The 11856-nt window shown below is 71.5% G+C and carries 11 protein-coding genes; 7 read left to right on the top strand and 4 right to left on the bottom strand.

Annotation, left to right across the window (positions count from 1 at the left end):
* Positions 1-345 precede the first annotated feature (345 nt).
* Positions 346-948 (top strand): response regulator, encoded by a 603-nt coding sequence (locus KF708C_RS12590; protein ID WP_020203316.1) that lies wholly within the window; start codon positions 346-348, stop codon positions 946-948.
* Between the two features lie 477 nt (positions 949-1425).
* Here the strand turns inward: KF708C_RS12590 and cynS are convergent, their stop codons facing one another.
* Both cynS and KF708C_RS36895 read right to left on the bottom strand, forming a co-directional pair.
* On the bottom strand, positions 1426-1869 hold the full coding sequence (cynS, locus tag KF708C_RS12585) for a cyanase (protein ID WP_020203315.1): 444 nt from the start codon (positions 1867-1869) through the stop codon (positions 1426-1428).
* A gap of 33 nt (positions 1870-1902) precedes the next feature.
* Positions 1903-2028 carry a hypothetical protein gene (locus KF708C_RS36895; protein WP_020203314.1) on the bottom strand — a complete coding sequence of 42 codons (126 nt, stop codon included), beginning with the start codon at positions 2026-2028 and terminating at the stop codon, positions 1903-1905.
* A 686-nt stretch (positions 2029-2714) separates the two neighbouring features.
* Between KF708C_RS36895 and KF708C_RS12580 the strand changes: the two genes are divergently transcribed.
* The 6 genes from KF708C_RS12580 to KF708C_RS12555 all read left to right on the top strand — a co-directional run bounded on the left by KF708C_RS12580 (position 2715) and on the right by KF708C_RS12555 (position 9246).
* Positions 2715-3047, top strand: coding sequence for a YXWGXW repeat-containing protein (locus KF708C_RS12580; protein WP_029043682.1), 333 nt, complete (start codon positions 2715-2717; stop codon positions 3045-3047).
* 206 nt (positions 3048-3253) lie between these two features.
* Complete coding sequence (locus KF708C_RS12575) at positions 3254-4678, top strand: mannose-1-phosphate guanylyltransferase/mannose-6-phosphate isomerase (RefSeq protein WP_059412022.1); 1425 nt, start codon at positions 3254-3256, stop codon at positions 4676-4678.
* Positions 4665-5873 carry a GDP-mannose 4,6-dehydratase gene (gene gmd, locus KF708C_RS12570; RefSeq protein WP_059412021.1) on the top strand — a complete coding sequence of 403 codons (1209 nt, stop codon included), beginning with the start codon at positions 4665-4667 and terminating at the stop codon, positions 5871-5873. The genes KF708C_RS12575 and gmd overlap by 14 nt, the downstream gene beginning before the upstream one ends.
* A complete protein-coding gene (locus KF708C_RS12565; RefSeq protein ID WP_059412020.1) occupies positions 5866-6867 on the top strand; it encodes a GDP-L-fucose synthase family protein in 1002 nt (333 codons plus the stop codon). The genes gmd and KF708C_RS12565 overlap by 8 nt, the downstream gene beginning before the upstream one ends.
* 1 nt (position 6868) lies before the next feature.
* Positions 6869-7936, top strand: coding sequence for a glycosyltransferase (locus KF708C_RS12560; RefSeq protein WP_020203308.1), 1068 nt, complete (start codon positions 6869-6871; stop codon positions 7934-7936).
* A 38-nt stretch (positions 7937-7974) separates the two neighbouring features.
* A complete protein-coding gene (locus KF708C_RS12555) occupies positions 7975-9246 on the top strand; it encodes a glycosyltransferase WbuB (RefSeq protein WP_059412019.1) in 1272 nt (423 codons plus the stop codon).
* Positions 9247-9338: 92 nt separating this feature from the next.
* Here the strand turns inward: KF708C_RS12555 and KF708C_RS12550 are convergent, their stop codons facing one another.
* Together KF708C_RS12550 and KF708C_RS12545 are read right to left on the bottom strand one after the other, a co-directional pair.
* Positions 9339-10778, bottom strand: a complete 1440-nt coding sequence (locus KF708C_RS12550; RefSeq protein ID WP_059412018.1) for an O-antigen polysaccharide polymerase Wzy — start codon at positions 10776-10778, stop codon at positions 9339-9341.
* Positions 10779-10811: 33 nt separating this feature from the next.
* Positions 10812-11798, bottom strand: a complete 987-nt coding sequence (locus tag KF708C_RS12545; RefSeq protein WP_020203306.1) for a glycosyltransferase family 2 protein — start codon at positions 11796-11798, stop codon at positions 10812-10814.
* Positions 11799-11856: the final 58 nt, after the last annotated feature.

The following is an 11856-nucleotide window of genomic DNA, read 5'->3' as shown; positions in this document are numbered from 1 at the left end:
GACCCTGCGCACCTATCCGCGCGCGGCTGCGGTCCGTGCGCTCCCCCGGTGCCGCTGCCCTTGGGCGTTCCGGGCAGTCTCTCCTTGTGGCAAAGCTTCACAGTATGATCCATCGGGCGGCACCGGCAAGCCGGCCCGGGCCCGCGGGAGAGGCCGCGCGGCACTGCCGGCCCCGGTGCTGCGCGCGCCATTTCCTCCGGTCTCATTTAGCGATGCCTTATCATCGTTGCGCGCTTTTCTGGCATTAAGTTGCGTTTTGGCCGCTTTCCGAAGAATAATGAAAAAAATACGATATGCAACGCCGCACATTCGCCCCGTGCACGCTGCGGCAGTTGAAGAGGCTCTATGACCGATCTGCGCTTTTATTCCACCAAGACCGCGGCCGAGATGCTTGGCGTCTCCCTGCGCACGGTCCAGCTGTGGGTCGAGAACGGCCGGCTGCCCGCGTGGAAGACCGACGGCGGGCATCGCCGGATCCCGGCCGACGCGGTGGACCGCATGGTGGCGGAGCAGCGCCACCAGTCCGCGCCCGCGCGCAGGGCACCGGCGCCGCCCGCCAGGCCGTTTCGCGTGCTGTTGGTGGAAGACGACGAACATCTGCTGCAGATCTACCGCATGGCGCTCGAGACGCTCGATCCGCCGGTCGAGATCCTCGAAGCCACCAACGGCTACGACGGCCTGCTGCTGATCGGCAGCAGCAAGCCCGACCTGGTCGTGCTGGACCTGATCATGCCCGGCATCGACGGCTTCCGCCTGTGCCGCACCATCGACGCGCAGCAGGAATTCGCCGCCACCCGCATCGCGGTGGTCACGTCGCTGGACAAGCACGCGATCGCCGACCGCGGGGGCGTCCCGCCCCATATCCGCGTGTTCTCGAAACCGATCCCGATGTCGGTGTTGCAGTCGCTGGTGGTGACCTTGCAGGTCAGCCCGGGCACGCCCGCCTAGACCCCGGCGCGCCGGCGGAAATCAGCGCGGGTATTGTATATCATTTTTTTCATCTAGCCGCCAGCACGCATTTTCATATTTACGCAATTGGTCTTGCGCCCGAGCGCTGCCGCCCGCCTGCGCGGCGCACCTCCGTGGTGTCCCCCGAGATGTCCTCCGCAGCGTCCCCCGCAGCGCCTGCGGCGCGCAGCGTACCCGTTTCTGCGGGCAGCGAAAACCCGGTTGCGTACCCGTTTCTGCGTGATCGCGGCGGCCGTGCCGGCAGGCCGCCAGCCCCCCCGAAAAGCCACCGCGCAGGCGGTTTCACGCGCGCGCCAGCCTCCCTGGGCCGGTCGGGGCAGCCGGATTGCGCGAAAAAACGCACCCCGGTCCCGTTCCCGGCACCGGGTGCGTACCCGTTTCTGCGGAGGTTTTCTTGCGAAATCCCTGCGGGCGTACCCGTTTCTGCGCGATGCGCCGCCGGATGCCCGGCGGGCTTCAGTAGGTCTTGTAAGGCAGGAACTTGCCCGACATCTCGATGCGCACACGGTCGCCGTTGGGGTCGGGCTCGCGCCGCAGGTCCATGCGGAAGTCGATCGCGCTCATGATGCCGTCGCCGAACTCCTCGTGGATCAGCGCCTTGAAGGTGGTGCCGTATACGCTGACGAGTTCGTAGAAGCGGTAGATCAGCGGATCGGCCGGCACGGCCGTGGGCAGCGAGCCCTTGTACGGCACCTCGCGCAGCCAGGGCCCGGCCTCGGGCGGCAGGCCGAAGATCTCCATCACCGCCTGCGCGCCCGGCGCGTCGAAGGCCATCTGGCCGAGGCAGGCCGCGGTCGTCCACTCCTTGCTCTTGCCGACCTTGGCGGCCACGTCGGCCCAGCGGATGCCCTTTGTCACCTTGGCTTCGATGATCAGGTCGGTTACGTCGCTACGGTTCATTTCACAGGCCTCCTGTCGGCGGTTGGGATGAGGTCAGGGCAGCCCGCCCGGCCCGGCGCTGGCGGCAATGCGCGCGCTGTCGTAGCGCGCGATCGCGACGAACGTGGTGGCGCCCGGCACCAGGGCCTGCAGCGCGAGTACGACGACGAGGATGGGCATGGCGTTCTCCCGTGACGAAGCGCACCGCGCAAGGTTCATGCCACTGGCCGGCGTGGCGTGCGCGGCGCCGGCGCACTGCCGCGGGGATCGCCGGCGGCAGTGCGCACCCGCCGCCGGCCGCCGCGCCCCCAAGCAGTGCAGCGCCGCCGCGCGCGCCGGCGGACACGCGGCGACAGGCTCGGAACGCGCCGCCTGCACGCGCAAAACCTTGCGCGAATTATTTCCGATGTAACGCCACATTACGCCTGCGCGGGACTTCGCGCCGGCGCGGCGGGTGCCGCGCGAGGTACGCGGCGCGGGCCGCGCGCCCAATGCCGGCAAGGCCTGGCGAGCCGCCGCGGGACTCGCGCGAAAGCGCCGCGCGCGCCCCGCGCGGGCCCGCGCAAATGTGAACACCCCTTACAAGTGCAAGCACACCGGCGCCATGCCGCTGGCTACAGTGAAGCCGTGTTCAACCCCACGCCAGTCACGGAGCCCCCGACATGAAACGCGCCATCGCCCTCGTCGTCCTGCTTTCCACCACGGCCGCGCTGCTGTCCGCCTGCATCGTGGTGCCGCCGCGCGGCGGCCCGCCGCCCTACCGCTACCACGACCGCTACTGAGCGCCGCGCGGCCGGCACCGCCGCGGCCGTACCACCCGCACCATACGCACCATACGCACCAACCGCATCACTGGGAGCCGAATCATGAAACGCCAATTGCTGCTCGCCCTCACCACCATCGCCGCCGGCGCCGCGCTTGGCATCATCTCGCCGGCGCAGGCGCAGGCCTATCCGCCGGGCTACCACGGCGGGCCGGCCTACGTGCGCCCGGCCCCGCCGCCGCCGCGCTACGAGCCGCGCCCGGGCGCGCGTCCCGGCCAGGCCTGGGTGCCCGGCCACTGGGTCGCCGCCGGCGGCCGCTACGACTGGCGCGGCGGCTACTGGACCCGCGCCCGCGCGGGCCAGCGCTACGTGCCCGAGCGCTGGGTGCAGGGGCCGCGCGGCTGGACCATGCGGCCCGGCTACTGGGCGCGCTGACGCGCGCGCCGCATATTGTCGCAATATCCGTCGCAGTACCTTCGCAACGAACGTCCCCGCCCCGGCGGGGACGTTGCTTTCGGGGCCCCCGCCCCTGTGTGTGCTAGCCAACAGTCCCCGTCCGGGGCGCGGCATACAGTCTGCTCACTACCCGCCACCCGGCCCGCCGCGCGCGCCGGACTTCGTGTTGCGTGAAGGAGCGTGCCATGCCTGACGACAACCGGATCGTGCCTGTCATCCTGTGTGGCGGCGCCGGCTCGCGCCTGTGGCCGCTGTCGCGCGACGGCCATCCCAAGCAGTTCCTGCGCCTGCTCGGGCGCGACTCGCTGCTGCAGGACACGCTGCTGCGCGTGCGCGAGATTCCCGGCGCGCAGTGTCCCATCCTGGTCAGCAACGAGGCGCACCGTTTCGTGGTGGCCGAGCAGGCGCGCGAGGCCGGCTGCGAGCTGGGCGCCATCATGCTCGAGCCGCACCCGCGCAATACCGCGCCGGCCGCGGCCGTGGCCGCGCTGCACGCGCGCACGGGCGGCGCCGACCCGGTGCTGCTGGTGCTGCCCTCGGACCACCTGATCCACGACCGCGCCGCGTTCGCGCGCACCGTGTGCGAGGCCGGCGCGGTGGCCGCCACCGGCGTGGTGGTCACGCTCGGCGTGGCGCCCACCTTTCCCGCCACCGGCTACGGCTACATCAAGGCCGTGCCCAGCAATGCCGCCGCGCTGATGGCGGTCACGCGCTTCGTCGAGAAGCCTTCGCTGGACGTCGCCACGGCCTACCTGCAGGAAGGCAACTGCTTCTGGAACAGCGGCATCTTCCTGTTCCGCGCCTCGACCTATCTCGCCGCGCTCGAGCAGTTCGCGCCGGACATCCTGCTGGCCGCGCAGGAGGCGATGGTGCGCGGCCAGCGCGACCTCGACTTCTTCCGGCTCGACGCCGAATCGTTCGCCGCCTGCCGCGCGGACTCGATCGACTACGCCGTGATGGAGCACCTGCGCAACGCGCAGATGGCGCCGCTGGCGTCCGACTGGAGCGACGTCGGTTCGTGGGACGCGGTGTGGCAGGCCGCGGACAAGACCGCCGACGGCAACGTGGCGATCGGCGACGTGGTCACGCACCGCGCGCAGGGCTGCCTGGTGCATGCCTCGCACCGGCTGGTGGCGGTGGCCGGCCTGGACGACGTGATGGTGGTGGAGACGCCCGACGTGGTGCTGGTGGTGCACAAGAACCACTGCCAGGACGTCAAGCAGCTGGTGGAGCTGGTGCGCGGCCAGGGCCGCCCCGAGGCCACCCGGCACCGGCAGGTGTACCGGCCGTGGGGCTCGTACGACGCGGTGGACCACGGCGCGCGCTACCAGGTCAAGCGCATCTCGGTCAAACCCGGCGCCAAGCTCTCGCTGCAGATGCACCACCACCGCGCCGAGCACTGGGTGGTGGTGTCGGGCACCGCGCGCGTACGGCGCGGCGACGTCGAATACCTGCTGACCGAGGACCAGTCCACCTACATCCCGATCGGCGAGACCCACAGCCTCGAAAACCCCGGCCGCATCCCGCTCGAACTGATCGAGATCCAGTCCGGCTCCTACCTCGGCGAAGACGACATCATCCGCATGGCAGACATCTATGGGCGCACATGAACTCGATCCCCTCGGCCGACTCGCGGCGCGCGAAACGCTGCCCGAGCCCGGCACCGGCACGCCGCCGCGCGCGCGGCGCGCGCTGATCACCGGCATCACCGGCCAGGATGGCGCCTACCTGTGCGAACTGCTGCTCGCCAAGGGCTACGAGGTGCACGGCGTCAAGCGCCGCAGTTCGCTGTTCAACACCGAGCGCATCGACCACCTGTACCAGGACCCGCAGGCGCCCGGGCGCAGCCTGATCCTGCACCACGGCGACATGACCGACACCGCCAGCCTGGTGCGCGTGGTGCAGCAGTCGCAGCCCGACGAGATCTACAACCTGGCCGCGCAAAGCCACGTGCAGGTGTCGTTCGAGGAGCCGGAGTACACCGCCAACACCGATGCGCTGGGCACGCTGCGCCTGCTCGAGGCGGTGCGCATCCTCGGCATGGAAAAGCACGCGCGCTTCTACCAGGCCTCCACCTCGGAGCTGTACGGGCTGGTGCAGGAGACCCCGCAGCGCGAGACCACGCCGTTCTATCCGCGCAGCCCCTACGCCGCGGCCAAGCTCTACGCCTACTGGATCACGGTGAACTACCGCGAGGCCTACGGCATGTATGCCTGCAACGGCATCCTGTTCAACCACGAAAGCCCCGAGCGCGGCGAGACCTTCGTCACGCGCAAGATCACGCGCGCGGTGGCGCGCATCGCGCTGGGGCTGCAGGACACGCTGTACCTGGGCAACCTGTCGGCGCTGCGCGACTGGGGCCACGCGCGCGACTACGTGGAAATGCAGTGGCTGATGCTGCAGCAGGACCAGCCCGAGGACTACGTGATCGCCAGCGGCGAGCAGCACAGCGTGCGCGAGTTCGTGCAGTGCGCGGCGGCCGAGCTGGGCATCGCGGTGCGCTTCGAGGGCGAGGGCGAGGCGGAGACCGGCGTGGTGGCCGCCATCGACCGCCACGCGGCGCCGGTGGCGGCGCGCTGCAAGGTCGGCGACGTGATCGTGCGCGTGGACCCGCGCTATTTCCGCCCGACCGAAGTGCAGACCCTGCTGGGCGACGCCGGCAAGGCGCGCGAGCGGCTCGGCTGGGCGCCGCGCACGCGCTTCGCCGAGCTGGTGCGCGAGATGGTGCAGGCCGACTTCGCCGCCGCGCGCCGCGACGCCTTCGTCAAGCTGGCCGGCTTCCGGGCCTACGACCATCATGAGTGAGCGCGCCGCGCGGCCGCCGCGCGTCTTCGTCGCGGGCCACCGCGGCATGGCCGGCTCGGCCATCGTGCGCGCGCTGCAGGCGCGCGCCGAGGCCGAGGCCGTCACGCGCGCGCATGCCGAGCTCGACCTGACCGACCAGCAGCAGGTGCGCGCGTTCTTCGCCGCCGAGGCGCTCGACGAGGTCTACCTGGCGGCCGCGCGCGTGGGCGGCATCCACGCCAACCACACCTATCCGGCCGAGTTCATCCAGCAGAACCTGATGATCGCGGCCAACGTCATCCACGAGGCCTGGCGCGCGGGCGTGACACGCCTGCTGTTCCTCGGCTCGAGCTGCATCTACCCGAAGTTCGCGCCGCAGCCGATCGGCGAGGCCGCGCTGCTGACCGGGCCGCTGGAGCCCACCAACGCGCCCTACGCGCTGGCCAAGATCGCCGGCATCGCGCTGTGCGAGAGCTACAACCGCCAGTACGGCACCGACTACCGCTGCGTGATGCCGACCAACCTGTACGGCCCCGGCGACAACTACCACCCCGACAACAGCCACGTCATCCCGGGCCTGCTGCGGCGCTTCCACGAAGCCGGCATGGCGCACGCCGAGCACGTGCCGGTGTGGGGCAGCGGCGCGCCGCTGCGCGAATTCCTCTATGCCGACGATCTCGCCGCGGCCTGCCTGCACGTGATGGCGCTGCCGCGCGAGGTGTACCGCCGCACCGCGCCGGCCGGCTTCCTCAACGTCGGCAGCAGCGAGGAGGTCAGCATCCGCGAGCTGGCCACGCTGGTGGCGCAGACCGTGAGCTTTCGCGGCGGCATCGTCTTCGACCACCGCAAGCCCGACGGCACGCCGCGCAAGCGGCTGGACTGCACGGCGCTCGCCGCCACCGGCTGGCAGCCGGCGGTGGCGCTGCGCGACGGCCTGCGGCTGGCGTACCTGGATGCATTGCAGAGCGGGAGGCTGCCGCACGGCACCGCGCCCGCACAACGTGTGGAGGCCTGACATGAAGCCGCTGTTCCGCAACCCCGACAAGCCGGCGCCCGCGCGCGTCGCCCCGGCAAGCGCGACCCCCGCCGCGGCGCCGGGCGCCGGCGGCCTGTGGCCGGGCCAGATCGTGTTTCCCGCCGGCGCGGCGGGCGCGGGGCTGTGGCGGCGCTGCCTGCAGCAGGTGCGCGCCATCGCGCTGAGCCCCGGCGCGCTGGTGATCCTGGCCGGGCAGACCCGCATCGAGAACTGGACCATGCTGCTGGCCAGCATGGCGATGCAGCGGCGGCGCGCGGCGTTCTTCCACGGCGCGGCCTTCGCCAGCATGCCCGGGCGCCTGGGCGCGTTCGCCGACGCGGTGCTGCTGCGCCGCTGCCACGGCGTGTTCGTCGGCACCGACCGCGGCTGCGCGCGCGCCATCGCCGCCGACGTGCCGCCGCGCCGGATCTTCGCCTGCCGCCCGCCGGCGGTGCTGCCCGAGGGCTTCGACGCCGCCGCCGAGCTGCGCGCGCGCGCCGAGCTGGCGCCGCCGCCGCACGCGCCGCACTACCTGTACGTGGGCGCGCTGGTGCACAGCGCCGCCATGACGCTGCTGCTGCGCGCGTTCGCCGCGGCGCGCGCGCAGTGGCCCGCGGCCACGCTGTCGCTGGTCGGCAGGGGCGCCGGCTACGGCGCCCTGCGCGCGGCCGCCAACGCGCTCGGGCTGGGCGCCTCGGTGCGCTTTCTCGGCGCGATGGCGCCGGCCGACGTCGCGGTCGAGTACCGCAAGGCGAGCTGCCTGGTGCTGCCCGAGGCGGACCAGCGCTGGCACCCGCTGGTGCGCGAGGCGCTGAGCTACGGTTGCCCGGTGGTGGTGAGCGTCAACAACGACGACGCCGGCGAGCTGGTGCGCGACGGCGTCACCGGCCTGTACTTCAAGCCCGGCGACGCCGCCGCGCTGGCCCGGCGCCTGGCGCAGGTGCCCGCGCACTTCGGCGACGCCGCCAGCGCCGCGCGCTGCCAGGCCGCCGCGCTGGCCCACTCGCCCGGCGCGGCGGGCCGCGCCATCGCCGCGGGCTGCGTGCGGATCATGGACACGGCCGGCTGACGCGCGCTGCCACATCACCATGCCGGGGACGCCGCGCCATGAAGATACTGATGTACTGCCTCAACTACGCGCCCGAGCTGACCGGCATCGGCAAGTACACCTGCGAGCAGGCCGAATGGCTGGCCGCGCGCGGCCATGAGGTGCGCGTGGTCACGGCGCCGCCGTACTACCCGGCGTGGCGCGTGGCCGAGGGCTACCGCGCCTGGCGGTACCGGCGCGAGCGCCGCCGCTGGGTGGAGGTGTTCCGCGCGCCGCTGTGGGTGCCGGCCCGGCCCACCGGCCTCGCGCGCCTGCTGCACCTGGCCAGCTTCGCCGTGTCCAGCCTGCCCAGCCTGATGCTGCAGCTGCGCTGGCGCCCCGACGTGCTGTTTGTGGTGGAGCCGCCGCTGATGTGCGCGCCGGCCGCGCTGCTGTTCGCGCGCTGGAGCGGCTGCAAGACCTGGCTGCACGTGCAGGACTACGAGGTCGACGCCGCCTTCGCGCTGGGGCTGCTGCGCCGGCCCTGGCTGCAGCGCCTGGCGCGGCGCGTGGAGCAGCGCCTGATGGCGCGCTTCGACCGGGTCTCGTCGATCTCGCAGGCGATGGTCGCGCTGGCGCGCGGCAAGGGCGCCGCGGCGCAGCGCGCCGCGCTGCTGCCCAACTGGGTCAACCTGCGCGAGATCGGCGCCGCCGGCGGCGCCGACGCCACGCTGGCGCGGCGCATGCTCGAACTGCCGCCCGGCGCCGTGCTCGCGCTCTACGCCGGCAACATGGGCGCCAAGCAGGGGCTCGACGTCATGGCCGCGGCCGCGCGCCTGCTGAAGGACCACGACACGCTGCACTTCGTCTTCTGCGGCGACGGCGCCGGACGCGCCGCGCTGGAGGCGGACTGCGCCGGGCTGCCGCGCGTGCGCTTCCTGCCGCTGCAGCCGGCCGCCATGTTCGCCGCGCTGCTGTGCGCCGCCGACATCCACCTGCTGCCGCAGCGCGCTGGCGCCGCCGACCTCGTGATGCCGTCCAAGCTGACCGGCATGCTGGCCAGCGCGCGGCCCGTCGTCGCCACGGCGCAGCCGGCCACCGAGCTTGGCCGCGCGCTGGCGCAGTGCGGCGTGCTGGTGCCGCCCGGCGACGCGCCGGCTCTGGCCGGCGCGATCGGCACGCTGGCGGCGCAGCCCGCGCTGCGCGCGCACCTGGGCGCGGCCGGGCGCCGCTGGGCCGAGCAGCACCTGGACCGCGACATGGTGCTCGGCGAACTGGAGAAGGCGCTGTTCGCGCTGGCGCGGCCGCAGCCCGCGCAGACTTCCGCGGCCGCGCGCGTGAGCCAGGAATAGCATCGGCTCACGCCAACTCACGCCGGCCCACGCCGACTCACGCCGACTCACGACATCGCACCGCGCCGCGCGCGATGCCGGCCCGCCGGGGCTCACTGCCCCGCCGGCAGGGTCGGTTCGCGCGCCGCGGCGCTGGCCGGCGCGACCGGGATGGCCGCGGCCGGGCCGGGCCGCGCGCCGAAGCCGGGCGCCGCCTTGTACCCGTACCGGCGGGCGCGCCGCCGGGCCCGCCCCTGAAGCACCCGGTCCAGCACCACGAGCAGGAGGAATACCGGCAGCATCGGCAGGATGTCCGCGAGCGCCTCCATCAGGCTGGCGGGCACCCGCTTGACGGCGATGATCGGCAGGATGATGACGTAGAACATCCCGCCGACGCCGCCGCCTCCCGCCAGCTTCCGGCACAGGTAGGCGCCCAGCGCGCCGGCCAGCAGGCCGTCGATGATCAGCACCAGCCAGCCGCCCTGCCGGTACGCCGTGATCGCGCCGAACGCGGTCAGGCTGCCGGTGGACCAGCCGACGATGATGCGCCACGCCAGATTGGATATCTCGCCGTCTATGGTGCCGTCGGAGCTGACCGGATAGGGCTTTTCCCCGAGCAGCAGGCGGGGAACGGGACTGATCAGCACCGAATAGTAGTACTCGGGGCCGACGTAGTCGTGATGGTCGATGTATGTCTTCAGGTGGATGGTATTGACCAGCAGGTCGGCCCGCTCCGCGATCGACTTGAGCGCCGTGCCCGCGGTGCTGTCGCCGTAGCTGAAGCCCGAGGCGGCCTCCAGGATCTTGGCCTTGCCGGTGGCCAGCGTGCTGGCTTCGCGCAGATAGACCGCGAACGGGCTGAGCAGCAGCAGGATCGCCACCGAGCCGGCCAGGATCTTGAAGGCCTTGCGCTTCTGGCCGAAGTTGGCGAATGCCACGAACAGCATGATGCAGGGCGCCAGCACGGCCAGCCGCTGCCCCGCGGACAGCAGCAGGACGAGTATGACGGCGAAGCCGGCCCCCATCGCGAGCCGCGCCAGGCGGGACGAGCGCTGCGCGCTCAGCGCGAAGGTCACGGCCATCAGCGCCTGGGCATAGCCCGCCACCGCCGCGATCAGCGCGGAGTAGGGGCTGCGCTCGTGGAAGAACCGCTCGAAATCGTCCGACGAATAGCTGGTCAGGTCGTTGGTGAAGAAATAGATCACATAGATGACGAAGCATGCGCAAAAGAGCAGCCCGCGGTGGGTGTCGATCAGCGTATCGAGGCGCGGCGCCGAGAAGGTGCGGATGTTGCGCGCCGCGGCCACGCAGGCGAACCCCAGCAGGAGGGCCAGGAAGTAGAGGAAGTGGATGGACAGCGCCACCGCGATGGTCTCGGGGTCGAACGGCGCGAGCAGCGACTCCGTCTTCATCAGCAGCGGCACGATCATGTAGCCGATCGAGAACAGCGCCAGCAGGCCGAGATGGATCGACAGCAGCGAGCCCCGGGAGAGCATGCGGACCAGCAGGGTGATACAGACCGCGAAATACAGCGAGCCAATGGCGATGTCCATCGTTACCTCCGCGTCAGCGTTGACGAAGCATGGTCAGGCCTTCAGCACCTTGGCTTCGATGATGCCGGTGACAGCGTCCACCGCGCCGGTCAGGCGCTTCATGTGCACGTAGGGAATCAGCAGCAGGCCGCTGTCCAGCATGCCGCGCAGCAAGGCGCGGTAGGCCGCCGCCGGCGAGCCGCGCCGCAGGGCCCACTTGAAGTCGCGGAAGTGGTCGATCGACCTGATCGTCGGCGGCAGGAGATCCTCCGCGGACAGCAGGGTCTCGGCCAGCGACCACAGGTCGGACCGCGTCTCGTAGATGTCCACCCCGGTCGTCGAGCTCACCCTGTGCGTGACGGCGCAGAGCATCGCGCTGAGCACCTGCTGGCTGGTCCGCTTGAACGAGATGCCGTCGACGTTGATGCGATAGCGCAGCAGCGGCTCCGGCAGGCGCGCGAACTCGAAATCGTCGACGCAGCGCAGCCAGTAGTCCGAGTCCTCGGCGCCGACGAAATTGCGGTAGCCGCCCACGCGCAGATACACCTCGCGCCGCATCATCACCGACGGATGGATGATCGGCTTGATCTTGCCCCGGAACAGCAGGGCGTTGGCCAGCGCCCGGCTGGTCAGGCCGCGCTCGGTTTCCTTGCCGATGACGCGGCCGTTCATGTCGATGGTGGTGATGTCGGTGCAGATCAGGTGGATGTCCGGGTGGCTGTCGAGAAACCCGGCCTGGACCTCCAGGCGCGTGTTCTCGCAGATGTCGTCGGCATCCATGCGCGCGATGTAGGCGCCGCGGGTCAGCCGCAGCCCCTCGTTCAGGGCGCCGACCAGGCCCAGCCGCTCCCGCCTGGCGACGACGAGCCGCGGATCGCGGTAGCCCGCCAGGATCTGGCTGGTCTCGTCGTTGCTGCCGTCGTCGACGACGATCAGCTCGAAGTTGGCATACGACTGCCCGAGCACGCTGTCGACCGCCTCGGCGAGATAGCGGGCGCCGTTGTGCACCGGCATGACGACACTGATGAATTTCGCATCCATTCTCATGGGACACCTGTCATTGTGATGTCGATTCATATCGCCGGGCGCGGCGGATGCC

The organism is Cupriavidus basilensis (assembly GCF_000876015.1).
GTDB classification, from domain to species: domain Bacteria; phylum Pseudomonadota; class Gammaproteobacteria; order Burkholderiales; family Burkholderiaceae; genus Cupriavidus; species Cupriavidus basilensis_B.
The sequence above is the reverse complement of the archived record's forward strand: the minus strand, read 5'-3'. Positions and strand labels throughout refer to the sequence as shown.

Excerpts from the sequence above, each read along its gene's own strand:
- KF708C_RS12545 (WP_020203306.1), bottom strand. The coding sequence starts at position 11,798 with ATGGATGCGAAATTCATCAGTGTCGTCATGCCGGTGCACAACGGCGCC.
- KF708C_RS36895 (WP_020203314.1), bottom strand. The coding sequence starts at position 2,028 with ATGCCCATCCTCGTCGTCGTACTCGCGCTGCAGGCCCTGGTGCCGGGC.
- KF708C_RS12565 (WP_059412020.1), top strand. The coding sequence starts at position 5,866 with ATGAGTGAGCGCGCCGCGCGGCCGCCGCGCGTCTTCGTCGCGGGCCAC.
- KF708C_RS12560 (WP_020203308.1), top strand. The coding sequence starts at position 6,869 with ATGAAGCCGCTGTTCCGCAACCCCGACAAGCCGGCGCCCGCGCGCGTC.
- KF708C_RS12590 (WP_020203316.1), top strand. The coding sequence starts at position 346 with ATGACCGATCTGCGCTTTTATTCCACCAAGACCGCGGCCGAGATGCTT.
- KF708C_RS12555 (WP_059412019.1), top strand. The coding sequence starts at position 7,975 with ATGAAGATACTGATGTACTGCCTCAACTACGCGCCCGAGCTGACCGGC.
- KF708C_RS12550 (WP_059412018.1), bottom strand. The coding sequence starts at position 10,778 with ATGGACATCGCCATTGGCTCGCTGTATTTCGCGGTCTGTATCACCCTG.
- gmd (WP_059412021.1), top strand. The coding sequence starts at position 4,665 with ATGGGCGCACATGAACTCGATCCCCTCGGCCGACTCGCGGCGCGCGAA.
- KF708C_RS12575 (WP_059412022.1), top strand. The coding sequence starts at position 3,254 with ATGCCTGACGACAACCGGATCGTGCCTGTCATCCTGTGTGGCGGCGCC.
- KF708C_RS12580 (WP_029043682.1), top strand. The coding sequence starts at position 2,715 with ATGAAACGCCAATTGCTGCTCGCCCTCACCACCATCGCCGCCGGCGCC.
- cynS (WP_020203315.1), bottom strand. The coding sequence starts at position 1,869 with ATGAACCGTAGCGACGTAACCGACCTGATCATCGAAGCCAAGGTGACA.